General features: G+C 70.0%; 22 protein-coding genes. 12 read left to right on the top strand and 10 right to left on the bottom strand.

The features are described 5' to 3' along the window. Positions 1-209 precede the first annotated feature (209 nt). The 3 genes from MFF21_RS10350 to MFF21_RS10340 are packed head-to-tail and all read left to right on the top strand — an operon-like array spanning position 210 to position 6485. Positions 210-1460 carry an NHLP bacteriocin system secretion protein gene (locus MFF21_RS10350; protein ID WP_238311070.1) on the top strand — a complete coding sequence of 417 codons (1251 nt, stop codon included), beginning with the start codon at positions 210-212 and terminating at the stop codon, positions 1458-1460. Beyond that, positions 1457-3646 (top strand): NHLP family bacteriocin export ABC transporter peptidase/permease/ATPase subunit, encoded by a 2190-nt coding sequence (locus MFF21_RS10345; RefSeq protein WP_238311069.1) that lies wholly within the window; start codon positions 1457-1459, stop codon positions 3644-3646. The genes MFF21_RS10350 and MFF21_RS10345 overlap by 4 nt, the downstream gene beginning before the upstream one ends. Next, the gene (locus MFF21_RS10340; RefSeq protein WP_238311068.1) at positions 3636-6485 is read left to right on the top strand and encodes an NHLP bacteriocin export ABC transporter permease/ATPase subunit; all 2850 of its coding nucleotides are present in this window, start codon (positions 3636-3638) and stop codon (positions 6483-6485) included. Before MFF21_RS10345 ends, MFF21_RS10340 begins: the two co-directional genes overlap by 11 nt. 37 nt (positions 6486-6522) lie before the next feature. Here MFF21_RS10340 and MFF21_RS10335 read toward each other — a convergent pair whose 3' ends face one another. The 3 genes from MFF21_RS10335 to MFF21_RS10325 all read right to left on the bottom strand — a co-directional run bounded on the left by MFF21_RS10335 (position 6523) and on the right by MFF21_RS10325 (position 11133). After that, the gene (locus MFF21_RS10335) at positions 6523-6867 is read right to left on the bottom strand and encodes a hypothetical protein (RefSeq protein ID WP_238311067.1); all 345 of its coding nucleotides are present in this window, start codon (positions 6865-6867) and stop codon (positions 6523-6525) included. A gap of 158 nt (positions 6868-7025) precedes the next feature. Continuing rightward, positions 7026-7958: a response regulator transcription factor gene (locus tag MFF21_RS10330; protein ID WP_238311066.1), complete on the bottom strand. Its 933-nt coding sequence runs from the start codon at positions 7956-7958 to the stop codon at positions 7026-7028. Further along, positions 7951-11133 (bottom strand): hybrid sensor histidine kinase/response regulator, encoded by a 3183-nt coding sequence (locus MFF21_RS10325; RefSeq protein ID WP_238311245.1) that lies wholly within the window; start codon positions 11131-11133, stop codon positions 7951-7953. The genes MFF21_RS10330 and MFF21_RS10325 overlap by 8 nt, the downstream gene beginning before the upstream one ends. 502 nt (positions 11134-11635) lie before the next feature. Here MFF21_RS10325 and urtA point away from each other — a divergent pair. From urtA to MFF21_RS10285, 8 genes are all read left to right on the top strand, one after another. Next, positions 11636-12916 (top strand): urea ABC transporter substrate-binding protein, encoded by a 1281-nt coding sequence (urtA, locus tag MFF21_RS10320; RefSeq protein ID WP_238311065.1) that lies wholly within the window; start codon positions 11636-11638, stop codon positions 12914-12916. A gap of 112 nt (positions 12917-13028) precedes the next feature. After that, complete coding sequence (gene urtB, locus MFF21_RS10315) at positions 13029-13955, top strand: urea ABC transporter permease subunit UrtB (protein WP_238311064.1); 927 nt, start codon at positions 13029-13031, stop codon at positions 13953-13955. 14 nt (positions 13956-13969) lie between these two features. After that, positions 13970-15139, top strand: coding sequence for an urea ABC transporter permease subunit UrtC (gene urtC, locus MFF21_RS10310; RefSeq protein WP_238311063.1), 1170 nt, complete (start codon positions 13970-13972; stop codon positions 15137-15139). A gap of 7 nt (positions 15140-15146) precedes the next feature. Further along, positions 15147-15941, top strand: coding sequence for an urea ABC transporter ATP-binding protein UrtD (gene urtD / locus MFF21_RS10305; RefSeq protein WP_238311062.1), 795 nt, complete (start codon positions 15147-15149; stop codon positions 15939-15941). Between the two features lie 71 nt (positions 15942-16012). Further along, positions 16013-16702: an urea ABC transporter ATP-binding subunit UrtE gene (urtE, locus tag MFF21_RS10300; RefSeq protein ID WP_238311244.1), complete on the top strand. Its 690-nt coding sequence runs from the start codon at positions 16013-16015 to the stop codon at positions 16700-16702. Positions 16703-16812: 110 nt separating this feature from the next. Beyond that, positions 16813-18042 carry a formamidase gene (gene fmdA / locus MFF21_RS10295; protein WP_238311061.1) on the top strand — a complete coding sequence of 410 codons (1230 nt, stop codon included), beginning with the start codon at positions 16813-16815 and terminating at the stop codon, positions 18040-18042. A gap of 1 nt (position 18043) precedes the next feature. Then, the gene (locus MFF21_RS10290; RefSeq protein WP_238311060.1) at positions 18044-18361 is read left to right on the top strand and encodes an FmdB family zinc ribbon protein; all 318 of its coding nucleotides are present in this window, start codon (positions 18044-18046) and stop codon (positions 18359-18361) included. Between the two features lie 66 nt (positions 18362-18427). Then, complete coding sequence (locus tag MFF21_RS10285) at positions 18428-19477, top strand: aliphatic amidase (protein WP_238311059.1); 1050 nt, start codon at positions 18428-18430, stop codon at positions 19475-19477. Positions 19478-19504: 27 nt separating this feature from the next. On the opposite strand, the gene MFF21_RS10280 is transcribed toward MFF21_RS10285, so the two are convergent. The 6 genes from MFF21_RS10280 to MFF21_RS10255 all read right to left on the bottom strand — a co-directional run bounded on the left by MFF21_RS10280 (position 19505) and on the right by MFF21_RS10255 (position 25194). Next, entirely contained in the window at positions 19505-19852 is a 348-nt protein-coding gene (locus MFF21_RS10280) for a cupin domain-containing protein (RefSeq protein ID WP_238311058.1), read from the bottom strand. Positions 19853-19967: 115 nt separating this feature from the next. Then, a complete protein-coding gene (glnT, locus tag MFF21_RS10275) occupies positions 19968-21341 on the bottom strand; it encodes a type III glutamate--ammonia ligase (RefSeq protein WP_238311057.1) in 1374 nt (457 codons plus the stop codon). Positions 21342-21343: 2 nt separating this feature from the next. After that, positions 21344-22138 (bottom strand): creatininase family protein, encoded by a 795-nt coding sequence (locus MFF21_RS10270; RefSeq protein WP_238311056.1) that lies wholly within the window; start codon positions 22136-22138, stop codon positions 21344-21346. Further along, positions 22135-23076: an ABC transporter ATP-binding protein gene (locus tag MFF21_RS10265; RefSeq protein WP_238311055.1), complete on the bottom strand. Its 942-nt coding sequence runs from the start codon at positions 23074-23076 to the stop codon at positions 22135-22137. The genes MFF21_RS10270 and MFF21_RS10265 overlap by 4 nt, the downstream gene beginning before the upstream one ends. Continuing rightward, the gene (locus MFF21_RS10260) at positions 23073-24173 is read right to left on the bottom strand and encodes an ABC transporter permease (protein ID WP_238311054.1); all 1101 of its coding nucleotides are present in this window, start codon (positions 24171-24173) and stop codon (positions 23073-23075) included. The genes MFF21_RS10265 and MFF21_RS10260 overlap by 4 nt, the downstream gene beginning before the upstream one ends. A 7-nt stretch (positions 24174-24180) precedes the next feature. Continuing rightward, entirely contained in the window at positions 24181-25194 is a 1014-nt protein-coding gene (locus tag MFF21_RS10255; RefSeq protein WP_308445660.1) for an ABC transporter substrate-binding protein, read from the bottom strand. Positions 25195-25299: 105 nt separating this feature from the next. On the opposite strand from MFF21_RS10255, the gene nikR reads away from it, so the two are divergent. Then, entirely contained in the window at positions 25300-25803 is a 504-nt protein-coding gene (gene nikR / locus MFF21_RS10250) for a nickel-responsive transcriptional regulator NikR (RefSeq protein WP_238311052.1), read from the top strand. A gap of 27 nt (positions 25804-25830) precedes the next feature. Here the strand turns inward: nikR and MFF21_RS10245 are convergent, their stop codons facing one another. Continuing rightward, on the bottom strand, positions 25831-25986 hold the full coding sequence (locus MFF21_RS10245) for a hypothetical protein (RefSeq protein ID WP_238311051.1): 156 nt from the start codon (positions 25984-25986) through the stop codon (positions 25831-25833). Between the last annotated feature and the right edge of the window lie 109 nt (positions 25987-26095).

Raw genomic sequence — 26095 nt, 5'->3', positions numbered from 1 at the left:
TCTGCTCCTTTCGGGCACGGCGCCTCCTGGCCGCCGTGCCCGTGCCGCTGCTCCGGCCCGGGCGGTCCTCACCCGCCCCCTTCCGATGAGGACGGGGCGTTAAGTATTCGCCCGATACGGTCTGCGCTGCCGCTTCCGCGCGATGACGCCGCGCGGCCCCGCATGAAGCACGGTGACATGATCCATTTCAGGCGTTGCGGATCCGTTCGATGACGACGGCCCTCTATCGCAAGGAAGCCCTCGACAGCCTGGCCGGGCCGAACCGCCTCGACGAGATGGTGAAGGTCACCTCGCCCCTCGGCTGGGCCGCGCTCAGCGTCGCCCTCGTCATCATCGGCGGCTGCCTGGGCTGGGCCTGCTTCGGCAGCTACCGCACCACGGTGAGCGGACAGGGCCTGCTGGTCCCGGCCGGCGGGGCCTTCGTCGGCGTCTACGCCCCCAAGAGCGGCTGGATCGACAGCTACCGGCAGCGCGGCGACCGCGTGAAGAAGGGCGAGCTGATCGCCGCGCTCAGCGCGCCGGAGGACGTGGCGCGCCTGAGCGACGTCGATGCGCGGGTCACCCAGCTCAAGGCGCAGCGCATCGCCCTCGCGGCGCGGCTCGACGACCATCTCGCCAAGGAGACCATCGCCGCCCAGCGCAAGCGCGAGGCCCTGCAGGAGACCATCGCCCTGGGCCAGGCGCGGGCGAGCGCCCTGAACGAGCTCCTGCAGCAGCGCGAGTTCCTGCAATCCAAGGGACTGACGCAGTCCGAGCGGGTCATCGAGGCCCGCGAGCGCCTGTTCGCGGCCCAGGAATCGATCTCCCGGGCCCGCACGGATCTCCTGTCCCTGGATGCGACGCTCCTGTCGCTGCGCCACCAATCCGATCAGGAGCTCGCGGCCCTCGATCGGCAGGTGCGCGACGCCGAGGGCCAGCGCGATCAGCACGCCTTGAGCAAGCAGCTCGCCACCACGGTGGCGGCGCCGGCCGACGGCGTGATCACCACGAACGAGGTCAACGACCACGCGCTCGTCGCCGCCGGCCAGAAGCTGATGGTGATCGAGAAGGGCGGGCCGCGCCTGGAGGCGCTGCTCTACGTGCCCGCGGACAGCGGCAAGGAGATCCGCCGCGGCATGGAGGTGCGCCTGTCGCCCTCCGTGGCCAAGAAGGAGGAATACGGCAGCCTGCTCGGGACCGTGATCCAGGTCGATGACAGCCCGGAGAACGAGAGCGCCCTGACCTTCCGCCTCGGCAACAGCGATCTGGCGCGGCTGTTCACGCGCAAGGGACCGCCGCTGCAGCTCGTCATCAGCCTGGCCCCCGGCCCGGGCGGGCCGGAGAGCTACGCCTGGACGACCGCGCGCGGCGCGAGCGTCGAGCTGACCTCGACGACGCCGCTGACCGGCGAGGTCACGGTCCGGTCGGGCCGGCCGATCAGCCTGTTCGTGCCGGCCCTGCGCAGGTTCTTCGGGCTATGACCGCCGCCAGGCCGCTGCGCTTCCCGCGGATCCCGCGCCGGCGCGTGCCGACCATCCTGCAGATGGAGGCGGTGGAATGCGGCGCCGCCTGCCTCGCCATGGTGCTCGCCCATCACGGCAAGTGGGTGCCGCTCGAGGAATTGCGGGTGGCCTGCGGCGTCTCCCGCGACGGCAGCAAGGCCAGGAACCTGGTCCAGGCCGCGCGCCGCTACGGCCTCGAGGCCGAAGGCTGGCGCACGGAGCCCGCCCTGCTCGCGGGCAAGCCGCTGCCGGCGATCCTGTTCTGGGAATTCAACCACTTCGTCGTGCTGGAGGGCATCGGCCGCGACGTCGTCTACCTCAACGACCCGGCGACGGGCCCGCGCACGGTGACCCACGAGGCCTTCAGCCGCGCCTTCACCGGCGTGATGCTGACCATGAGCCCGGGCGCCGCCTTCGCGCCCTCGGGCCGGCGCCCCGACATCTGGCAGGCGATCCGGACCGAGCTCGCGCCCTCCTGGGGTGCGGTGGCCTTCCTCGTGCTCGCCGGCGTCGCGGCCCTGATCCCCGGCGTGTTCGTGCCGGCCGCGACCAAGATCTTCGTCGACGACATCCTCGTCCGGCATCTGACCGACTGGATCCGTCCCCTGATCCTCGGCCTGGCCTTCGCGGCCCTCCTCAGCGGGCTCCTGAGCGGGCTGCAGGGCTATTTCCTGGCGCGGCTGCAGTGGAAGCTCAGCCTGTCCCTCGGCCTGCGGCTGACCTGGCATCTCCTGCGGCTCTCGCCCGGCTTCTTCGCCCAGCGCTACGCCGGCGACGTCGTCAGCCGCCTGCACATGACGGAACGGGCCTGCGACCTCATCGGCAGCCAGGTCTCCGCCCTGCTGGTCACGGGCCTCGCGACCCTGTTCTACGGGGGGCTGATGCTGGCCTACGATCCCGTCCTGGCCGGGATCGGCTTCGCCCTGGCGCTCGCGAACATCGTCTTCACGCGCCTCGTCGCGCGGCGCCAGGAGAACGCCGCCAGGAGCGTGATGCGCGAGCAGGCCACGCTCGGCAGCCTCTCGATCAACGGCATCCAGTCCATCGAGACCCTGAAGGCCACCGCCTCCGAGGACGATTTCATGACCCGCTGGGCCAATGGACAGGCCCGGACCATGAACGCGATCCGGGAGATGCAGGTGCCGATGCAGCTCCTCGGCCTCGTCCCCCAGGCCCTCGGGGCGCTGACCATGGCGGCGATCCTCGGGATCGGCGGCCTGCGCGCCATGGACGGGCTGATCACCGTCGGGACCCTCGCGGCCTTCCAGACCGTGCTGTCGAGCTTCCTCGCCCAGGTCGGCGGCCTCGTCGGCATCGCCTCCGAGATGCGGGAGCTGCGGGTCGCGATGGAGCGGGTCGACGACGTGCTGCGCTATCCCCTCGATCGCCGCGTCGTCGCGGACGAAGGGCCCGTCGCCGCGAACGAGGCCGTGCCCACGCGCCGGCTGACCGGCGCGATCGAGATCCGGGATCTCGTCTACGGCTACAACCCCCTCGATCCCCCCCTGGTCGAAGGCTTCTCCCTCTCGGTCGCCCCGGGGGCGCGCATCGCCCTGGTCGGTCCGTCGGGCAGCGGCAAGTCGACGATCGCCCGCCTCCTCGTCGGCCTGGCCGATCCCTGGTCCGGCAGCATCGCCTTCGACGGCATCGCGGCCGACCGCGTGCCCCCCGGCATCCGCTGCGCCTCGATCGCCTATGTCGACCAGTCGATCGTGCTGATGGAAGGCAGCGTTCGCCAGAACCTGACCCTGTGGGACGAGCGCGTCGGCGAGCGGAGCCTGTTGGATGCGGCCCGCGACGCGGAGCTGCACGAGACCATCGCCGCCCGGCCCGGCGGCTACGATGCGCCCGTCAGCGAGGGGGGCGCCAACTGGTCCGGCGGTCAGGCCCAGCGCCTGGAGATCGCCCGCGCCCTGGCCCTGGAGCCCAGCATCCTCGTCCTCGACGAGGCGACCTCGGCGCTCGATGCCGTGACCGAGCAGGCCATCCTGGACAATCTGCGCCGGCGCGGCTGCACCGTTCTCCTCGTCACCCATCGTCTCAGTGCGATCCGCGACTGCGACGAGATCCTCGTCCTCGAGCGGGGCCGCGTCGTCGAGCGGGGACGGCACGAAGCCATGCGGAACGGGGCCGGAACCTACGCGGAGCTGATCCGTGCTGCATGAGCCCGCTCATCGGATCGCCGGGCAACCCGTCACCGCGGACGGGCGGTCGGCGGTCGCTCTCGAAGGGAGCGGCCTGCGCCTCGAGGAGGGCTCGGCGGTCCTCTATCTCGACCGGCCCGGTCAGGCCGGCCGCCGGCGGCTTCTCACCCTGGAGGCGGGCGACATCGCCCTTCCGCTGGAAGGGGACGAGAGCGGGCTGCGCCTGCTCGCCTTTCCGGCGGAGGGCGCCCGCCTCTCGTGCGTCGCGCCGGAGCCGTTCCTGGCGGCGCTGGAGGCGGCGGATCCCGCGGCGATCGCGGCCATGGAGCGGTGGCTCCGGCAGATCGCCCGGGTGCTGGAGACGCCGCCCGCCGGCCAGGCCGGGCTTCTCGAGGAAGGCACCGGCGCCGTCGAGCCCGATCGCGTCGCCCGCCCCGCCGAGGGCCTGCTCTGGATCGACGTGATCGAAGGTGCGGTCGCCACCGGGCTGCCGGGCGCCGATCCCTGTCGTCTCGGCGATCCGCCCGTTCCGGTCGCGGCCGCGATCGGCGGGATCACGTCGGAGCAGGGCGCGACCGTCCTCGGGCGCAGCAGCGCAGGGCTCGCCGCGGAGGGCGGGCTCGCACAGGCCTTCGCCGCGCATCAGGCGCGCCTGTCCCGAGCCTTTGCCGCGCGCCTCGCGGAGGCCGATGCCGCCGAGGCCGCCTTCATCGCGGGCAAGGCCCGCCACGACCAGGCCGTGCTCGCGGCGACGATCGAACCCCTCCTGGCGGAGAGCGGCCGGGACGCGTCCGCGGGCTCCTCCCTCGCAGGGGCCTTCCGCGCCGTCGCGGTCGCGAGCGGCGTCGCGCTTCCCTCCGGTTCCCCGCCCGCCCCCGAGGCGGAGGCGCCTCTGGAGAGCCGGATCGATTCCCTCGCCGCCTGGGCCGGCACGCGCCCCCGCCGGGTCCGTCTCACCGATGGCTGGTGGCACAAGGGCGGCCAGGCGATGCTCGGCTTCCGTGCGGATGACGGGGCGCCGGTCGCGCTGATCGCCGGGACCGGATGGCAGGGCGGCTACCGGGTCTGGTGGAACGGCGCCCGCCGCCGGGTCGACGCTCGGGTCGCGGCCGGACTCGCCGATCACGGCTACGTGCTGCAGCGCCGCCTGCCGGACGCGCCCATCGACGGGCGCGGCCTGCTGCGCTTCGCGAGCCCGTTGGCGCTGCCGCTCCTCCTCGCCGTGCTGGTCATCGGGCTGGCGAGCAGCGCCCTGAGCCTGGTGATGCCGATCGCGACGGAGATCCTGTTCGAGACCGTCATCCCCGCCTCCTCGCGTCCGGAACTGCTCCAGCTGACGGCCGGCATCGCCGCCCTCGGGCTCGGCGCCATCGTGTTCGAGCTGGTCCGCAGCTTCGTCCTCCTGCGCCTCGCCACGCTCCTGAACGTGGATCTGGAAGGGGCGGTGTGGGATCGCCTGCTGCGGCTGCCGGCCTCGTTCTTCCGAACCTACGCCGCCGGCGACCTCGCCCTGCGTGCCTCGGCGATCAACCAGATGCGGGACGCCATCAGCGGCACGGTGATCGGGACCCTGCTCTCGGCGGTCTTCTCCGTCTCGAGCCTCGCCCTGATCGTCTATTACGAGTGGCGTCTGGCCCTGGTGGCGATCGGGCTCGTGCTGATCGAGCTCACCGTCATGGTCCTCGTCAATCTGCGCGTCCTCGCCTGGAAGCGGCAGGCCCTGGCGGCGGAGGGGCGCCTGCAAGCCCTCGCGCTGCAGCTGATCCAGGGCATCGCCAAGCTGAAGGTCGCTGGGGCGGAGGCGCGGGGCTTCGCCCGCTGGGCCAGCCTCTTCATCGAGCGGCGGGGGCTGGATTTCCGCCAGCACGGGGTCGCGGCGGGCTTCTCGGCATTCGGGACCGCCTTCGGCATCGCCGGCACCGCGCTCATGATCGGCATCATCGGGCTGGGCGGCGTGGAGATCGGCCTCGGCCGCTTCATCGCCTTCAACGCCGCCTACGGGCAGTTCATGGCCGCCACCCTGTCGCTGGGCGGCGCGCTCCCCGCGCTCCTGTCCCTGCGCCCGCTCTACGAGCGCGCCGCGCCGCTGCTCCAGGCAATCCCGGAGGCTTCGGGCAGCCGCGGGGCGGCGCCGGATCTGCGCGGCGGCATCGAGATCCGCGACGTGGTGTTCCGCTATCAGGCGGAGGGGCCGCTGGTGCTGGACGGCGTCTCGCTCACCGTGCGGCCGGGGGAGTTCGTCGGCATCGTCGGGACCTCGGGCTCGGGCAAGTCGACGCTGCTGCGCCTGCTGCTCGGCTTCGAGAGCCCGGCGAGCGGCTCGATCTTCTTCGACGACCAGGACATGGCGGGCCTCGACAAGCGGAGCCTGCGCCGCCAGATGGGCGTGGTGCTCCAGGGCAGCCGCGCCAGCGGCGGCACGCTGAAGGACGCCATCCTGAGCGGCGCTCCCCTGCTGGAGGCGGATGCCTGGGAGGCCGCCCGCATGGCCGGCCTCGACGACGACATCCGGGCGATGCCGATGGGGATGCACACCTTCGTGGGCGAGGACGGCGCCCTGCTGTCCGGCGGGCAGCGCCAGCGCCTGCTGATCGCCCGGGCGATCGTGCGCCGGCCGCGCATCCTGCTCTTCGACGAGGCGACGAGCGCCCTCGACAACCGCACCCAGCAGATCGTTTCGGACGGCCTCGAACGGCTCGACGTGACCCGCATCGTCATCGCCCATCGCCTCTCGACCATCCAGAATGCCGACCGGATCTATCTGCTCGATTCCGGCCGCATCGCCGAGCAGGGCCGCTATGCCGAGTTGATGGAGAAGAACGGCCTGTTCGCCGAACTGGTGCGGCGCCAGATCACCTGACGACCGCTCCGGGTCGCCCGCCGGCGGCCTCGCCGGTCTAGATCCGCAGGCCGAGGCGCTCGCGCCGGTCGTCCTCGGCGGCGGGAATGCCTTTCAGGACGCGGTGCGGGTAGGTGTGCACGATGCGCAGCCCCTTCGGGGTCGGATCGCATCCGATGCAGACGGCATGGGTCCAGCGCGCCCAGAGATCCGTGTTCTGGCGATCGACGGATTCCTGGCGCTTCCGGGCCTGGGCCAGGACGGCCCTGATCTCCGCGGCCCGCTCGTCGCTGACGGATCTCCGTTGCTCGGGCGTCACCGATGGGGCGTCTTGCGGGTCCTGGGCGAGCGACGGGCGAGCGAAAGCAGCAAAGAACAGTACCGTGGTGATCAAAAGGCGCATCGGATGCTCCTGTTTATTCAGTGAGCATTCCCCTTCGGCGCATGCGTACGCGTATCCCGAGGAAGAAGTTTCGACCGCTGCGGGATATTCCTGATTACCCACTTGGTGGTTGGAAGTTCTTGTCGCCTGTATGCCGTCGGTCCGCGCGCGGTCCGGGCTCAGTCGCCGTCCTCGAGCTGCTTCCTGGCGATGAGCGACGCCGCGGTCCGGTTCTCGACCCCCAGCTTCGTGTAGATCCCCTCCAGATGCTTCGTCACGGTGCGCGGACTGAGGGTCAGGATCTCGCCGATGTCCCGGCTCGACTTGCCCCGCGACAGCCAGAACAGGACTTCGGCCTCGCGGCTCGTGATCGGCAGCGTCCTGCGCAGGCGCTCCGGCCCCGAGGAAGGGTTGTCCTGCGCCAGCCTGAGCAGGATCTCGTCGGCCGTGCGTCCGATGAAGCTCAGGGTGTGTCGGGCGCCCGCCGCATCCGCGAAGGGGAAGGGCGCGGCCGTGGCGCCCGCGAGGCAGCCGCGCAGCCAGGCCACGGCGCCCGGGGGCAGTCCGGGGGCGAGGTTGGGGGCGGTCCCGGGGGGCGCGTCCGCGGTCGCGAAGGCGGCGAGGACGCGTCCGGCCTGGGGCGTGGACCACAGCACGCGTCCCTCCGCCGAGACGGCGAGCAGCGTCCGGTTCAGCGTATCCAGGGCCGCCCGCGCGCTCTGGGCGAGCCGGGCCCGGGTGAGATGCACGCGGATGCGGGCCAGGAGCTCGTCGGGCGCGATCGGCTTGGTGATGTAGTCGATCCCGCCGGCATCCAGCCCCTTCACGATGTGCTCGGTCTCCGACAGGCCCGTCATGAAGATCACCGGCACGTCGGCGAGGTGCGGCTTGCGCTTGAGGCGCCGGCAGGTCTCGAACCCGTCCATCCCCGGCATCACCGCATCGAGCAGGATCACGTCGGGCGTGAGCTCGTCGACCAGGGCGAGCGCGAGGTCGCCCGCGACCGCGACCAGGACGGTGGCGCCGGTGCGCTCGATCGCCTCCGTCAGCATGCCGAGGGCGTCGGGCGAATCGTCGACGACGAGGACGATGTCGCGATGGGCCTCAGACATGGTCCGCGTCGGCCCGCTGCAGGTCGTGCAGGATCTGGAGGTAGCGGCGCAGGTCGTAGCTCTCCGTGAGGCCGCGGAGCTGCGCGACGAGCTCGGGCGGCGCGGCGCCATCATGGTCCAGCTCCGCGAGCTTCGCCGCGATGCCGCGGACATGCCCGATGCGGCCGAGGCGCAGCAGCTCGGCCACGTGCCGGGGGGCGAGGCTCGCCACCGCTTCGCGGGCCGGCCTCCGCGGCTCCGAAGCGGTGGGGGGGCGGCTTGCAGGCGCCGGGGCGGGGGCTTCGAGGCCAAGAAGGCTCGTGACCTGCTCCAGGAGGTCGCGCAGGTCGAAGGGCTTGGCGATGATCGCGTCATGGGGCGCGTCCGCCCCGCGGATCGGGCTGATCTCGTGGACATTGGCCGAGACCATGCCGATGGGGCCGCCGAAGCCGGTCTCGCGCAGGTGCTTGGCCACGGCCCAGCCCGTCATGCCCGGCATGGCGATGTCGAGGAGCAGCAGGTCGACCGTCTGGCGCTGGACCACGGCGATGCAGTCGGGGCCGGAGGCCGCCTCCAGCACGATCAGCCCGAACGGTTCGAGGATCTCGCGCATCAGGGTCCGGTGGGCGGGGTCGTCGTCGACCACGAGCACGACGCGGCGCGGTCCCGCGAAGGCCGCCGGCGAGGCCTCCGCCCCCGGAAGCGCCAGCCCGGGGCTCGCCGGGCGGGTCACCGAGGCCAGCATCAGGCGCAGGCGGAAGCAGGTGCCGCGCCCGACCTCGCTGGTGACGTCGATCTCCCCGCCCATCACCTGCGCCAGGAGCTTGGCGATGGTCAGCCCGAGGCCGGTGCCCGGGGCGTTGCGGGCCGCCGGGGTCGAGCCGCGCTCGAACGGCTCGAAGATGCGCTGCAGATCGGCCTCGGGGATGCCCGGCCCGGTATCCTGGATCGTGAACAGCGCGACCTGGTTGCGGTAGCTGAGGCCGAGGGAGACCTCGCCGCGCTCGGTGAACTTGATCGCGTTGGACAGGAGGTTGAGCAGCACCTGGCGCAGGCGCTTCTCGTCGGTGGCGACGATGGCCGGCAGGGTGTCGGGCCGCGTGAAGCGGAAGGCGAGCCCCGCCTCCTGCGCCTGCAGCCGGACCATGTCGGCGAGCTGGTCGAGGAAATCGCCCAGGCGGATCTCGTTGCGGTGGATCTGCAGACGCCCGGCCTCCATGCGGGAGATGTCGAGCAGGCCGTCGATCAGCCCCGAGAGGTGCTGGGCGCTGCGCCGGATCACCCGGATGCCGTTCAGGCGCGGGGCCGGGATGGCCGGATCGCTCTCGAGGAGCTGGGCGTAGCCGAGCACCGCCGAGAGGGGCGTGCGCAGCTCGTGGCTGATGCCGACCACGTAGCGGCTCTTGGCGAGGTTGGCGGCCTCGGCGCTCTCCTTGGCGGCCTGCAGCTTCGCGTCGGTGATCTTGTGGGCCTCGATCTCGGCCTCGTAGAGCGCGGTCTGCCGCCGCGTCTCGGCCTGGGCGACCCGCCGGCTCTCCTGGGCGAGCACGAAGAGCCAGCTGACGATGCCCAGGATCACCACCAGGATGAAGAACACGCTCAGCAGGGCCGCCCGGAGAACCTCGCCCTGCTCCGGATGGGCCAGCGTCGCGCCCGCCTGCACGATGCCGAGGATGAGGCCGGTCACCGAGACCAGCGTCAGCATCAGGGCGAGATAGCGCCCGAGCGGGGCGCCGATCCAGACCGCGGTGCGGGCGGGCAGGACGCGGCCGATCAGGTCCTGGGCCTGGGCCTCGAGCCGCCCGTGCGGCTTGCACTGGTCGCCGCAGCGGGCATCGAGGGAGCAGCAGAGGGAGCAGATCGGCGCCCCGTAGGCCGGGCAATGCGCCATGTCCTCATGCTCGAACGGCAGCTCGCAGACCCGGCAGACGATCTCGCCGGAGGACCAGCGCGTCTGGGGCGGACGGGCCAGGTAGTAGCGTCCCCCGGTCAGCCGGGCGATGGCGGGCGCGCCCATGAAGGCGCAGGCCAGGGCGAGGAGCGGGCCGAAGGGCTGGAGGGCCTGCCCGAGGACGCCCAGATGGGCGAGGCAGCCGATCGTCAGGGCCAGTATCATCGCCCCCGTGCCCACCGGGTTCACCGCGTAGAGATGGGCACGCTTGAACTCGATGCCCGGCGGCGACAGGCCGAGGGGCTTGTTGATCGCGAGGTCGGCGGCGAGCGCGCCGACCCAGGAGGCGACGACGACGGCGTAGAGCGGCAGCGTGCTGGCGATGGTCTTGTCGATGCCGAGCTCCATCAGCAGCAGGGCGATCACCACGTTGAACACCAGCCAGATCACCCGCCCGGGATGGCTGTGGGTCAGCCGCGAGAAGAAGTTCGACCAGGCGATCGAGCCTGCATAGGCGTTGGTCAGGTTGATCTTCAACTGCGAGAGCACGATGAAGACGCCGACGAGCACGAGCACCGCCGGGCGCCAGTCCGTGACGGTGCCGAAGGCCACCGCGTACATCTGGGTCGGCTCGGCCACGTGCTCGGGCGGCACCCCCTGACGCAGGGCGAGATAGGCGAGGCTGGCGCCGAGCAGGATCTTGAGCACGCCCGGCACGATCCAGCCCGCGCCCCCCGCCAGGACCGCGAACCACCAGCGCCGGTCCGGCCGGCCGCCCTCGGGGGGCGGCACGAAGCGCAGGAAGTCGACCTGCTCGCCGACCTGCGCCAGCAGCGCCAGGAGCACGCCCGTCGCGAGGCCGAAGCGCGGGACGTCGAAGCCCGCCGTCGCCTCCGGGCCGAGGCCGGGGAAGGCCGCGAGGGTCTCGAAGGGCAGCGTCCCCTTCGCCAGGATGGCCGCGACCGGAAGCAGGTTGAGGATCAGCCACAGCGGCTGCGTCCAGATCTGGAAGCGGCTGATCAGGCGGATGCCGTAGACCACGAGCGGGATGACCGCGCCTGCGCTGACGAGGTAGCCGAGGCCGAGGGGCAGCCCGCAGCAGAGCTGCAGGGCGAGCGCCATGATCGCCGCCTCGATGGCGAAGAACAGGAACGTGAAGCTCGCATAGATCAGCGAGGTGAGGGTCGAGCCGAGATAGCCGAACCCCGCTCCCCGGGTCAGCAGGTCCATGTCGACGCCGTAGCGCGCGGCGTAGACGGTGATCGGCGCGGCGGTGGCGAAGATGACGAGCGCGGTCGCCACCACCGCCGCCAGGGTGTTGGTGAAGCCGGCGGTGAGGACCAGGGTGCCGCCGATCGCCTCGAGCGCCAGGAAGGAGATCGAGCCCAGCGCCGTCAGCGCGACCTGCCCCGGCGTCCAGCGCCGCGCCTTCTTGGCGGTGAAGCGGAGGGCGTAGTCCTCGAGGGTCTCGTCGGCGACGAGCCGATTGTAATCGCGTCGAATCGGAATGATGCGCTGGCGACCAGAACTGGATTCGAGCCCCGTCGCTACAATGCCAGGTGAGGTGGCGCAGCAGGATGCGGAGGAATCGCAAGATCTGCGCGCGCGCGGCACTCCCGGAACAGCCCCCACATCGTTCCCCATCGCGGCACGGATGCTTCGCGCCGCCAGACAGCGGCCGACCCTGCCTGCACATCCCGGGCCGCGACATACGCAAAACAGCGTATATGCTGCGCTGCACCCGCGCCCCTAGCCTGACTGCGTCGCACCGGCCGCACCGTGCCGGAACCAGGGACGCGAAGGCACGATGGCAGACAAGACGGATCCGGGCCGGGATGGCGGCCTGCACTCGCCGCTGCGGCGCAAGCTGCTCATGGGCCTGGCGGGCGGCCTCGCCGCCGCCCCGGCCCTCGCCCTGATGGGGCGCAACGCCGCCGCGGCGGCACCGACCTCGGCCGTGAACACCACGGGCCTCGCCGTCACCGACAGCGAGGTGACGGTTGGCATCCTGCATTCGGTGACCGGCACGATGGCGATCTCGGAGACGGGGGCGCAGCAGGCCGAGAAGCTCGCCATCGAGCAGATCAACGCGGCCGGCGGCGTGCTCGGCCGCAAGATCAAGATCATCCAGGAGGACGGCGCCTCCGACTGGCCGACCTTCGCCGAGAAGGCCAAGAAGCTCCTCGTCAACGACAAGTGCGCGGCGGTGTTCGGCTGCTGGACCTCGGCCTCGCGCAAGGCGGTGCTGCCGGTCTTCGAGCAGTATAACGGCATGCTGTATTACCCGACCTTCTACGAGGGCCTCGAGCAGTCGAAGAACGTCATCTATACCGGCCAGGAGGCGACGCAGCAGATCCTCGCCGGGCTCGACTGGGTGCACAAGGAAAAGGGCGGCGACACCTTCTACTTCATCGGCTCGGACTACATCTGGCCCCGCACCTCGAACAAGATCGCCCGCAAGCACGTCGAGAACGTGCTCAAGGGCAAGGTCGTCGGCGAGGAATACTTCCCCCTCGGCCACACGCAGTTCAACTCGGTCATCAACAAGATCAAGCTAACGAAGCCGAAGGTGATCTTCGCCGACGTGGTCGGCGGCTCGAACGTCGCCTTCTACAAGCAGCTCAAGGCGGCCGGTATCGACCTGTCGAAGCAGGTGCTGATGACCATCTCGGTCACCGAGGACGAGATCGACGGCATCGGCGGCGAGAACATCGCCGGGGCCTATGCCTGCATGAAGTACTTCCAGTCGATCGAGAACGACAACAACAAGGCCTTCGTCGCCGCCTTCAAGAAGATGTGGGGCGAGAAGACCGTCATCGGCGACGTCACCCAGGCGGCCTATCTGGGCCCGTTCCTGTGGAAGCTCACCGTCGAGAAGGCCGGCTCCTTCGACGTCGACAAGATCGCCGCCGCCTCGGCCGATGTCGAGTTCAAGGGCGCCCCGGAAGGCTATGTGCGGATCGACCCGAACCATCACCTCTGGTCGAAGACCCGGGTCGGCCGCGCCAAGACCGACGGTCAGTTCGAGATCGTCTACACCAGCCCCGAGCTGATCAAGCCCGACCCGTTCCCGAAGGGCTACCAGTGATCGCACGCGAGCCCCCCTCCCCTCTCCGGGGGAGGGGTGTTCGGGAGATGCCGCGCGACGAAACGGAGGACGATCGCCCTCCGCCCCTGCTCACAGCGGAAGCTCGACAAGCATGTTCGGCGACTATTCCCTCGGCGATCTCGGCGCGATCTTCGCGATGCAGGGCTTCGCCGGCCTGATCCTGTTCTCGGTCTACGTGCTGATGGCGCTGGGTCTGGCGATCATCTTCGGCCAGATGGGCGTGATCAACATGGCGCACGGGGAGTTCATGATCCTCGGCGCGTACATGACCTATCTGTGCTCGTCCTTCTTCCAGGCGCATCTGCCGGTCCTGTTCCCGGCCTATTTCTTCGTCGCGATGGGCCTCGCCTTCTTGGCCTCCGGCGCCCTCGGGATGCTGGTGGAATGGGCGCTCATCCGCCACCTCTACAAGCGGCCGCTGGACACGCTGCTCGCCACCTGGGGCCTGTCGCTGATCCTCCAGCAGGCCTACCGCTCGCTGTTCGGTGCCCGCGAGGTCGGCGTCGAGCTCCCGTCCTGGCTGATCGGATCGGTGCAGGTCACCGACACGATCGAGGTGCCGATCAACGGCCTGTTCGTGATGGGCGTCACCGCGCTGATCACCCTCGGCGTCGCCCTGCTGATCTTCCGCTCGCGCTTCGGCCAGCAGATCCGGGCCGTGATGGCGAACCGCACGATGGCGGGGGCCGTCGGCATCGACACCGACCGGGTCGACCGCCTCACCTTCGGGCTCGGCTGCGGCATCGCCGGCGTCGCCGGCTCCGCCTTCACGATGATCGGCTCGACGGGACCCACCTCGGGCCAGCTCTACATCGTCGACACCTTCCTGATCGTCGTGTTCGGCGGCGCCGCGAGCCTGGTCGGCACCATCGCCTCGGCCTTCTCGATCTCGCAGACGCAATCGACGCTCGAGTTCTTCCTCTCCGGCTCGATGGCCAAGGTGCTCACCCTGCTCGCCGTCGTGGTGATCCTGATGCTGCGGCCGCAGGGCCTCTTCACCCTGAAAGTCCGGCGCTGAGGAGGCCGCCCGCGATGACGAACCCCGTCCAGAACCTGTCGAAGGCGGTGACCGTCAACGACAACCCCTTCATGAAGCCGGTCGAGTGGCTGAGCCTCCTGGTGCTCGCCGGCGTGATCCTGGTGGTGCTGCCGCTCGCCCTCGACGGCTTCCGCCTCAACCTCGTCGGCAAGTATCTCACCTACGCCTTCGTCGCCCTCGGCCTGGTCATCTGCTGGGGCTATGCCGGCATCCTCTCGCTCGGCCAGGGCGTGTTCTTCGGGCTCGGCGGCTATTGCATGGCAATGTACCTGAAGCTGGAGGCTTCGAGCGTCGCGAACACGAAGATCCAGTCGACGCCCGGCATCCCGGACTTCATGGACTGGAACCAGATCACGGCGCTGCCCTGGTTCTGGCAACCCTTCAAGAGCCTGCCGCTGACCCTGATCCTCGTGATCGCGATTCCGGTCCTGTTCGCCTTCGTGATCTCGTTCGCGATGTTCAAGCGCCGGGTCGGGGGCACCTACTTCGCCATCATCACCCAGGCCATCGCCGCCATCCTGACGATCCTGATCGTGGGCCAGCAGGGCTATACCGGCGGCATCAACGGCATCACCGACCTGCGCACCCTGCACGGCTGGGACATCCGAACGGATGCGGCGAAATTCGTGCTGTATTTCATCAACGGCGGCTTGCTGATCGCCTGCATCCTGGCCGCGCAATACGTGAAGACGTCCAAGCTCGGGCGCATCCTCGTCGCCATGCGCGACCAGGAGGACCGGGTCCGCTTCTCCGGCTACTCGGTCGCCGGGTTCAAGGTCTTCGCCTTCTGCCTGGCGGCGGCCTTCGCGGCGGTCGGCGGCGCCATGTTCACCCTGCAGGTCGGCTTCATGTCGCCCTCCTTCGTCGGCATCGTGCCCTCCATCGAGATGGTGATCTACGCCGCCGTCGGCGGCCGCCTCTCGCTCTTCGGCGCGGTCTGGGGGACGCTCTTGGTCAATTGGGCCAAGACCAGCTTCTCCGAGAGCTTCCCCGACCTCTGGCTGTTCGGCCTCGGCGCCCTGTTCATCGCCTTGGTGCTGGCCTTCCCCAACGGCCTCGCCGGCCTGTGGCGGGAGCAGGTCGAGCCCCGCCTCCTGCGCCGGGTGAAAGCCCTGCGCGCCGTGCCCCCCGGCATCGCCCCCCACGGCACCCCGGCCGAGTGAGGACCCGATGAACGCCAGCCTGCTTCCCGCGGCCCTGACCGGCGAGCCCGTGCTCGACCCCGCCGCCCCCGACTTCCTGCTCGCCGTCGAGGCGCTCACCGTCTCCTTCGACGGGTTCAAGGCGGTCAACGACGTGTCCTTCTACGTCGATCCGGACGAGATCCGGGTGATCATCGGCCCGAACGGCGCCGGCAAGACCACGGTGCTCGACCTGATCTGCGGCCGCACCCGGGCGAGCTCCGGCTCGATCAAGTACCGGGGCCAGGAGCTGACCCGGCTCTCCGAGAGCGCGATCGTGCAGGCGGGGGTCGGGCGCAAGTTCCAGACGCCCTCGATCTACGACGACCTCACCGTGTTCGAGAACCTGGAGATCTCGTTCCCCCGGGGGCGGTCGGTCTTCGGCGCCCTGACCTTCCGCCGCGACGCCGAGGTGCGCGACCGGATCCACCAGATCGCCGAGACGATCTTCCTCAAGGATCACCTCGAGGCCCGCGCCGCGTTCCTGAGCCACGGCCAGAAGCAGTGGCTCGAGATCGGCATGCTGCTGATCCAGGACCCGGAGCTGCTGATGCTCGACGAGCCGGTGGCCGGGATGAGCGTGGCCGAGCGGGTGAAGACCGCCGAGCTGCTCAACCAGATCATCAAGGGCCGCTCCGTGCTCGTCATCGAGCACGACATGAAGTTCGTCGAGGACATCGCGCACCGGGTCACGGTGCTGCACCAGGGCAGGGTTCTGTCCGAGGGCTCGATGGACCGGGTCAAGAACGACCCCAAGGTCATCGAAGTCTATCTCGGTCACTAGGGAGGGCGATCATGCTCCAGACGATGGCCGCCGCCGCTCCGCCGATCGCCCCCCTCCCCGCCCCCGGGCCGATCCTCGCCGTGGAGAGCCTGCACGCCGCCTATGGCCAGAGCGAGGTGCTGCACGGGCTCGACATCGCCGTGGCGCCCGGCGAGATCGTCGCCGTGATGGGCCGCAACGGCATGGGCAAGTCCACGCTGATGCGCACCCTCATGGGCATCGTGCCGGTGAAGTCCGGCGCGATCCGCCTCGACGGCGCGGAGATCGGCGGCCTGAAGAGCCATGCCCGGGTCGCGAAGGGCCTCGCCTACGTGCCGCAGGGCCGGATGATCTTCTCGACCATGACGGTCCAGGAGAACATCGAGACCGGGCTGACCGTGACGGGCGCCCGCAAGGTGCCGCAGGATCTCTACGCCATGTTCCCGGTGCTCCTGGAGATGCGGGGCCGGCGCGGGGGCAACCTCTCCGGCGGCCAGCAGCAGCAGCTCGCCATCGCCCGGGCGCTCGCCAGCAACCCGAAGGTGCTGCTCCTCGACGAGCCGACCGAGGGCATCCAGCCCTCGATCATCCGCGAGATGGGCCGGACGCTGCGCAAGATCCGCGACGAGCGCGGGCTCTCCATCGTCGTCTCGGAGCAGGTGCTGAGCTTCGCCCTCGACGTGGCCGACCGGGTGCTCGTCCTCGAGAACGGCCAGATCGTCCACGAGGCGCCCCGCGCCGGCATCGACGAGGCCGCGGTCGCCCGCTTCCTGTCGGTCTGAGATCCGGCAGGCGCCCCGCGGGGCGCCGACATCCCCGACTTCCACCCGGCGGCCGGTTCCACCGGACACGCGGACGGCGACGGCTACCCTGAACGCGAGAGGAGAAGGACATGCCCGAGACGCTGATCAAGGTCGATCTCACGCAATCGGCCTATGACAACGACATGGTGCACAATCGCTGGCACCCGGACATCCCGATGGTCGCCACCGTGAAGCCGGGCGCCGACTTCATCGTCGAGACCTATGACTGGACCGGCGGCTTCATCAAGAACGACGATTCCGCCGACGACGTGCGCGACATCGACCTGTCGATCGTCCACTTCCTCTCCGGCCCGATCGGCGTCGAGGGCGCCGAGCCCGGCGATCTCCTGGTGGTCGATCTCCTCGATATCGGCGCCAAGCCGGATTCCCAGTGGGGCTTCAACGGCTTCTTCTCGAAGAACAACGGCGGCGGCTTCCTGACCGAACACTTTCCCTCCGCCCAGAAGTCGATCTGGGACTTCGAGGGCCTGTTCACCAAGTCGCGCCACGTGCCCGGCGTGCGCTTCCCCGGCCTGATCCATCCCGGCCTGATCGGCTGCCTGCCCGATCCGAAGCTGCTCTCGACCTGGAACGAGCGCGAGATCGCCTTCGTCAACACCGATCCGGACCGGGTGCCGGCGCTCGGCACCGTGCCGTTCGGGCCGACCGCCCATATGGGCCGGCTCAAGGGCGAGGCGCGCGACAAGGCGGCGGGGGAAGGCGCCCGCACGGTGCCGCCCCGCGAGCATGGCGGCAATTGCGACATCAAGGATCTGTCACGCGGCTCGAAGATCTATTTCCCGGTCTACGTGCCCGGTGCCGGCCTCTCCATGGGCGACCTGCATTTCAGCCAGGGCGACGGCGAGATCACCTTCTGCGGCGCCATCGAGATGGCGGGCTGGGTCCACCTCAAGGTGGACCTGATCAAGGGCGGCATGGCCAAGTACGGGATCAAGAACCCGATCTTCAAGCCGTCGCCGATCACGCCGAAATACGACGATTACCTGATCTTCGAAGGCATCTCCGTCGACGAGTGGGGCCAACAGCACTATCTCGACGTGCACGTGGCCTATCGCCAGGCCTGTCTCAACGCGATCGAGTACCTGAAGAAGTTCGGCTATTCCGGCGCCCAGGCCTACTCGATCCTCGGCACCGCCCCGGTCCAGGGCCATATCTCGGGCGTGGTCGACATCCCGAACGCCTGCGCGACCCTCTGGATTCCGACCGGCATCTTCGATTTCGACATCAACCCGACCGCCGCGGGACCGCAAAAGTTCCTCGACGGCTCGATCCAGATGCCGCTCTCGCCGGATCTGTGAGATGCCGGTCTACGACTATGCCTGCGAGGCCTGCGGGCCCTTCACGGTCCTGCGGCCGATGGCCGAGTTCCGCGAGCCGCACGATTGCCCGGATTGCGGGGCGCAGAGCCCCCGCGCCTTCCTCCGCGCGCCCCGGCTGTCGGGCATGGATCCCGGCCTGAAGGCCGCGCATGCCACCAACGAGCGCAGCCGCCACGCGCCCCGGCGCTCGGGCGGTCACGGGGCCGGCTGCGGCTGCTGCACGCCCCGGACGGCGGCGGCCGCCCCCGCCGCGGCCAAGAGCTTCCCGAAGGCCCGGCCCTGGATGATCAGCCACTGATCGGACCGGCCTCGGGGCCTGTGCCCCGAGGCCATCCCCGTACAACATGGACAGGAGAATGATGCGATGATGCACGGCGATATCTCGTCGAGCCAGGACAGCGTCGGCGTCGCCGTCGTGAACTACAAGATGCCGCGCCTGCACACCAAGGCGGAGGTTCTCGAGAACGCGAAGAAGATCGGCGAGATGATCGTCGGGATGAAGGCCGGTCTGCCGGGCCTCGATCTCGTGATCTTCCCCGAATACTCGACCCACGGAATCATGTACGACGCGGCCGAGATGTACGAGACCGCCTCGACCATTCCCGGGGCCGAGACCGAGATCTTCGCCGCGGCCTGCCGCAAGGCCAAGGTGTGGGGCGTGTTCTCCCTCACCGGCGAGCGCCACGAGGAGCATCCGCGCAAGGCGCCCTACAACACCCTGATCCTGATGAACGACCAGGGCGAGATCGTGCAGAAGTACCGCAAGATCATGCCCTGGACGCCGATCGAAGGCTGGTATCCGGGCGACCGCACCTATGTCTCGGAGGGGCCGAAAGGGCTCAAGGTCAGCCTGATCATCTGCGACGACGGCAATTATCCCGAGATCTGGCGCGACTGCGCCATGCGCGGCGCCGAACTCATCATCCGCTGCCAGGGCTACATGTATCCGGCCAAGGAACAGCAGGTCCTGATCTCGAAGGCGATGGCCTTCGCCAACAACGTCTATGTGGCGGTGGCCAATGCCGCCGGCTTCGACGGCGTCTACACCTATTTCGGCCACTCGGCGATCGTCGGCTTCGACGGCCGGACGCTGGGCGAATGCGGCGAGGAGGAGATGGGCATCCAGTATGCCGCCCTGTCGAAATTCCTGATCCGCGACTTCCGCGCCCATGGCCAGTCGGAGAACCACCTCTTCAAGCTGCTGCACCGCGGCTATACCGGCATGATCAACTCGAAGGAGAACCGGCACGGCCTGTCCGAATGCCCCTACGACTTCTACCGGCGCTGGATCGAGGATCCCGACGGTGTCCGTGACGCGGTGCGGGCGATCACGCGCTCGAGCGTCGGCACGGAGGAATGCCCGATCGAGGGCATCCCGTTCGTCGGCCGCGGCGAGGCGCCTGCCGGCCCGTAACGGGGCCGGATCCGGGCCACCGCGGCGCTACTCGTAGAAGGCGAAGAGCTTCCGGGCCGGCTCAACGATCTCCCAGGTCCCGGTGAAGCCGGCCGGCGAGACGAAGGCGTCGCCGGCCCGGAAGGTCGTCCGCTCGCCGGCTTCGTCGGTCACGACGATCACGCCTTCGAGCAGGTGGCAGAACTCGCTCTCCGTGAAGACGACGCGCCAGGTGCCCCGTTCCGCCGACCAGGTGCCGGCGGAGAAACGGCCATCCGCGCTGGTGAAGACGAGGGTGGCGGTCTGGACGGGATCGCCGTCCAGGATGCGCTCCGGGGCCGGCCGGTAGGTCGAGGGTGTGGCGGAGGTCTTCGCGAAGGCGATGACTTTCTGCATGGAGGCAGCTCCCTGGCCTGTGGCCCGACGACGCGGAGACCGGGTCGCCGGAAGAAGGTCCGGTGTCGCGAGGACCTGGCGCCGCCGACCCGATGCGATCCGGTCGGAGACGGCTCTAGAACAGGTGGCTGTAGCGCTCGATCTCCCACGGGCTCACCGTGAGATGATAGGCGTTCCACTCCTCGCGCTTGTAGCGGATGAACTCGTCCCGCAGGCCCGTGCCCAGGGTCTTCTCGACGAGGGGATCGGCGGCGAAGGCCTCCACGGCCTCCTGCAGGGTCTGGGGCAGGAAGGCGATGCCCCGCTCCCGGCGCTGGGCCTCGCTCAGCTCGTAGAGATTGTCCTCGTTGGGCTGGCCCGGATCGATCCGCTCGCGCACCCCCTCGAGCCCCGCCGCCAGCACCAGGGCGGCGGCGAGATAGGGATTGACCGCGCCGTCCGCGTTGCGGCTCTCGCAGCGCCCGCCGCCGGCCGGCACGCGCACCGAATTGGTGCGGTTGTTCGAACCGTAGGAATTGAACACCGGCGCCCAGGAGAAGCCGGCCATCGCCCCCTGGCGCACGAGGCGCTTGTAGCTGTTCACGGTGGGCGCGAAGGCCGCGCAGAGCGCCCGGCCGTGGCGCAGCACGCCGCCGATGAAATGGTAGCCCGTCTCGGTGAGGCCGAGGCCGCGGGGGTCGTCCGCCGGCGCGCAGGCGAAGGCGTTGCGCCCGGTCTCCCGATCCGAGAGCGACATGTTGAAATGCGCGCCGTTGCCCGTGCGGTCGGCGAAGGGCTTGGGCATCATCGTCGCGATCAGCCCCTCCTCCTTCGCGTAATGCTTGGTCATCATGCGGAAGAAGGTCAGCCGGTCGCACATGGTCAGAGCGTCGGCATAGTTGAAATCGAATTCGAACTGCCCGTTCGCATCCTCGTGATCGAACGAATACAGGTCCCAGCCGAGATCGTTGATGGTGGTGGCGACCTTGTCGAGCCAGGAGAAGTTGTCGACGAAGCCGCGCACGTCGTAGCAAGGCTTCACGAGCTTGTCGTCGGGCACGGGCGTGTGGAGCGAGCCGTCCGCCGCCTGGCGCAGCAGGAAGATCTCGCACTCGATGCCGAGATTGAAGCCGAAGCCCATCGCCTCGGCCTCGGCGAGGACGTTCTTCAGGGCCACGCGGGTCGAGAGCGGGTAGGGCTTTCCCTGGAAGGTGAGGTCGGCGGGCGCCCAGGCGAGCTTGCTCTCCCAGGGCAGCTGGATCACCCGGGCGAGATCCGGGACCGAGGCGAGCTCGTCCTCGTTCGGGGCCTGGCCGAGGCCGTCGAGGGCGTAGCCGGTATAGCGCTCGGAGCCCGCGGCCATCTGCGGGAGGTGGTCGATCGGCACTACCTTCGCCTTCTGCGCGCCGTGGATGTCGACATAGGCGCCGATGACGTATTTCACGCCCCGTGCGCGCAGGTCCTCCTGCACGGCGCGGACCTGCGGATCGACGTCGCTTGCGTGGGCCATGGTCAGGCTCCTTCGGTGGGGACGGCCGGGCCGTCGTAGGAATGGGGAAGCGGAGGCGTCTCGCCGAGCCCGCGCCGCACGAGGGCGGCGAGGTCCTCGACCATCCAGGCGAAGAGCTCGGCGCCCTCCGCCGGGCTCGCCTGCGAGGGGCAGCCGGTGACGCCGTTGCGGCTCGTGCGGTTCACCGGATGGGCGAAGACGAGGCCGGCGGTGCGGTCCGGGTCGTCGGCATCCGCGATGCGCCCCGCGCGGACGAGATCCGGGGCGAGGGCCTGCATCAGCGCGGTCTCGGCCCGGTTCGCGTGCCAGTCCTCGGCATCGGCGAAATGGGCCGCGCGGACGCGCTCGCTGACGGTCGCGGTGTTGACGAGGGCCACCATCAGGTCGTCGTGGGTGGCGCGCAGCAGCTCCAGGGCGCAGCGCAGGGGGGCGACGTTGGTCACGTGCGCGTTGACCAGGAACAGGCGGCGCACGCCCGAATGGTAGGCCTGCGTCCCGATCTGCCGGACGAGCTCGGTCATCAGAAGCGGATCGAGGGCGATCGTGCCGGGCCAGCGGCGCGAATGGCCCAGCGAGCAGCCATAGGGGAGGCTCGGCAGCATCGGCACGCCGGTACGGCCCGAGACCGCCCGGCAGACGGTCTCGGCCAGCACGAAATCCATGCCGCAGCCGAGATGCGGGCCGTGCTGCTCGGTGGCGCCCACGGGCAGGAGGGCGGCGTGGGCCGCGCCTGCGAGCGCCGGCGGGATCTCCTCCCAGGTCCGCTCGGACCAGAGGACGGGCGCGCTGTCCATCATTCCACCTCGTCCCCGACGCTGGTCATGCGCGCGACCATGGCGAGGCCGCCCTCGGCGGCCTCCGGCTCGGCCTCGTCCTTGGGCGGATGGATCAGGGCGTCGAGGCGGGCGCGGGTCGCGCGGAATTCCGGCGAGAGCATCTGGCCCGGGCTGCGGGGCCGGGGCACCGGCACCTCGATCAGCTCCGCCACCTCGCCGGGATGGGCCTTCAGCACCAGGATGCGGTCGGCGAGGAAGACCGCCTCGTCGAGGTCGTGGGTGATAAAGACGATCGTGATGTCGATCTTGCGCCAGATCTCGATGAGATAAGCCTGCATCCGGGCACGCGACTGCGCGTCGAGGGCCGAGAAGGGCTCGTCCATGAGCAGGATCTGCGGGCGCATGGCGAGCGCCCGGGCGATGGCCACGCGCTGCTTCATGCCGCCCGAGAGCTGGTGCGGATAGGCCTGCGCGAACGGTTCGAGGCCGATCAGGGAGAGCCATTGCGCCGCCTCGCGCTCGGCGGCGCGGCGGGGTTCGCCGTTCTCCTCCAGGCCGAAGGCGACGTTGCGCAGCACCGTGAGCCAGGGGAACAGCGTGTAGCCCTGGAACACCATGCCCCGGTCGGCGCCCGGCCCCGAGACCGGCACGCCGCTGACGCAGACCGTGCCGCTCGTCTTGGTCTCGAGACCCGCCAGGATGCGCACGAAGGTGGACTTGCCGCAGCCGGACGGGCCGACCACGCAGAGGAACTCGCGGCGATGCGTGACGAGGTCGATGCCGCGGAGCGCCACGGTCTCGACCCCGTCCGCGTTGCGGAAGGTTTTGCCGAGATTCTCGACGCGCAGGGCCACGTCGCGGGCCTTCAGGCGGTCGAAGCGCGCCCGCACCGTCTCGCATTGCGTGCGGTAGTCGCAGGGCTCGACCGGCAGGACCAGGGGGGAGCCGGATCCGCTCATGCTTCGCCCCGCGCGTGAGGGAACAGCCTGCGGCCGATCAGGGCCAGCCCGAGATCCGTCGCCGAGCCGACGAGCCCGATGATGAGGATCGCGGCGTAGACGTTGTCGAAGTGCTGGTAGCGGGCCTGCTGGGTGATGAAGAAGGTGATGCCCGACGAGGTGCCGATCAGCTCCGCCACGATCAGGTAGGTCCAGGCCCAGCCGAGCAGGATGCGCTGGTCGCGGTAGAGCTGCGGCAGGATCGCCGGAACGATCACGCGCCGCACGAGGCGCAGGTTGCGCGAGCCCATGGTCAGCGCCGCCTCGACCAGGAGCGGGTCGACCCGGCGTGTCGTGTTGGCGATGACCAGCACCTGCTGGAAGAAGGTGCCGATCACGATGATCGCGATCTTCGGGCCGTCGTAGATGCCCAGGATCGCCACCATCAGCGCGCCGAAGGCGGGGGCCGGCATGTAGCGCACGAACTCGATGACGGGCTCGGTCAGCCGCGCCAGGGTCGGCTGCGCCCCGCAGAGGACACCGAGGGGAAGGCCGACGACGGAGGAGATCAGGAAGCCCCAGAAGATGATCTGGATCGAGTGCCACAGGCTCGCCGGCAGCCAGATCGCGTCCCGCTGCGGCGGGGGCGCCGTCAGCGAGGTCCAGAGCGCGACGGCTACCTCGTGCGGGGCGGGCAGGTAGACGGGGTTGGCCGGCGTCCCGCGCGGGGCCGCCGTGCCGGCCGCGCCCGCCGCGGCCACCTCCTCGGCGAAGGCGGCCTTGGGCACCCGCATGCCCGGCTCCATCCAGGCCACCTCGCCGGGATCGCTCACGGCGACGAAGGGGTGCCATAGGAACGGCAGGTAGGAGACCGCCGCCCAGGCTCCGAGGGGCAGCAGGAACGAGAGCAGGGCCAGGACGAGGCGCCGGCGCGGGCGCAGCGGCCGCGCCACGCCGATCCAGGAGCTGCGCGCCCGTGCCCCCGCATGGGCGGGGCGCCGGTGCGGTGCGGCGGCCGGGGCCGCGGCCTCGCCCCCGCCGCCCGGCGGCGGAGCGGCCACGCCCGCGGGGCCGGGGGCCGGCCGGTCCGCTCGCGGGGTCAGGCGCAGCGCGCTCACGGCCGCCTCACTTGCCGTCGGTCAGGGCGGGGTCGATGCTCGCCTTCACGTCCTGCGGGGTCTTGTAGACCTCGTACTTGACGTTGAAGGCGTCCGCATGCCGGCTCGATCCGTAGAGGGAGCCGAAGCCCTCGGCCTCCGCCATCACCTTGCGGCCCTCGGCGAGCGGCAGCAGCTTGGTGCCCTTGAGGAAGCGGGTGAAGGTGCCCGGGTCGACGCCGACCTTGGCGGCCATGATCGCGACCGCGTCTCCTTGCGTCTTCGGGTCCTCGATATAGGCGACGACCTTGTCCCAGAGGCCGACGAGCTTGATCCACTCGGCGCGCCGGGCGGCGAGGCTCGCCGGGCTCACCGTCACCACGTCGTAGATCAGGCCCGGGGCGTTGGCCGAGGTGTAGAGGGGCCGGGCGCCGGCCGCGCCCTTCATCGCCTGGCCGGCGATGGGCTGCCACGCGCCGACCGCGGCCACGTCCCCGGAGGCGAGGACCTGCGGCGTCTCGTTGGTCTTGGCGTTGACGAGGGTGACGTCGGTCTCCTTCATTCCCGCCTTGGTCAGGCCGTCGATGAGGAGCAGGTGCTCGACGAGGCCGACCTCGAGCCCGACCTTCTTGCCCTTCAGGTCGGCCAGGGACTTCACGCCCGGCTTGCCGACGATCATGTCGTTGCCGTTCGAGTAGTCGGTGAGCATGATCATGACGTTGCGGGCGCCGTTGCCGCTCATGACCAGCGCGTCGCCGTTCGTGCAGGTCACCGCATCGAGCTTGCCGGCCGAGAAGGCATCCATCGAGGCCGAGTAGTCGAACCACTCGAACCGCGCGTCGATGCCCGCTTCCTTCAACCAGCCCTTGTCGATGGCGACCTGCCATGCCACCCAGCCCGGCCAGTCGCTGTAGCCGATGCGAAGCGGCTCGGCGGCCTGCACGGAAGCACCGGCTGCGAACACACCGAACGCGATCGTTGTCGCGGCCAGTCCTCGACGGAACCAGCCCATGGCGCCACACGCAGATCTGAGAAGTCGCATCCCACGTCTCCCAAGGCAGCGGTAACACGATTCTCAAATATCGTAATACCGCAATTCGGCGTAACAATTTCCGTGCCAGGATGGGCTGCGGGGCGGGGAAGAGCGATGTCAGAAAAGCTGCCGAGCGACGGCGACCGACCGGCCCTCGAGGGAACGGAGCCCCGGCGGGGCCAGGTCAGCCGGATCAGCCTTTCGATCCCGGAGGAGCTGCTGCGGGAGCTCGACACCATGGTCGACGAGCGCGGTTTCGCCAGCCGATCACAGGCGGTCGCGACGCTGCTGCACCGGTCCCTGGTCGAGCACCGCAACGAGGTCGGCAACCGGGTGATGGTCGGGACGATCACGCTGTTCTACGGCCATCAGCCGCACGGCCTGCAGCAGCGGCTGGCCGAGCTTCAGCGCCGCCACATCGCGGAGGTGATCTCGTCCCTCCACGTCCACCTGATGAACAACCAGACTCTCGAGGTCATCCTCGTGCAGGGGCCCGCCCCCAAACTCAAGGCGATCGCCGATCAGATGATCACCGAGCGGGGCGTCATCTCGGGCCGCCTCGATCTGGCCGCGGCCCTGATCCCGCAGCTGCATCCCTTCTCCGACGAGGCGGGGTGACCGGCGGCGGTGCGGGGCGGGAGAGGGCTACGCCCCCCACCCCGTCAGCCACAGCGCCGCGCCCAGGATCAGGAGCGCGAGGGCGCCGCACAGGCGCGCGTAGAGGAGGCCGACGAGCCGGTCGTCGGTCGGCATCCGCCAGTTCCGCATCCTGGCGAGCGCCTGCGTGTTGACCCGTGCCATCGTGCGCAAGATGCACCTCGCAGGGAGGGGCCGGTCCCCTCGGGGACCGGCAGCCTGTCGGGACCCGGGCGCGTCGCGCCCGTTCACCGGAACCGCGCCTGCAAGTTCC

Source organism: Methylobacterium organophilum, from assembly GCF_022179465.1.
GTDB classification, from domain to species: Bacteria; Pseudomonadota; Alphaproteobacteria; order Rhizobiales; family Beijerinckiaceae; genus Methylobacterium; species Methylobacterium organophilum.
Note: the sequence above shows the minus strand (reverse complement) of the source record. Positions and strands in the feature narration are given on the sequence as shown.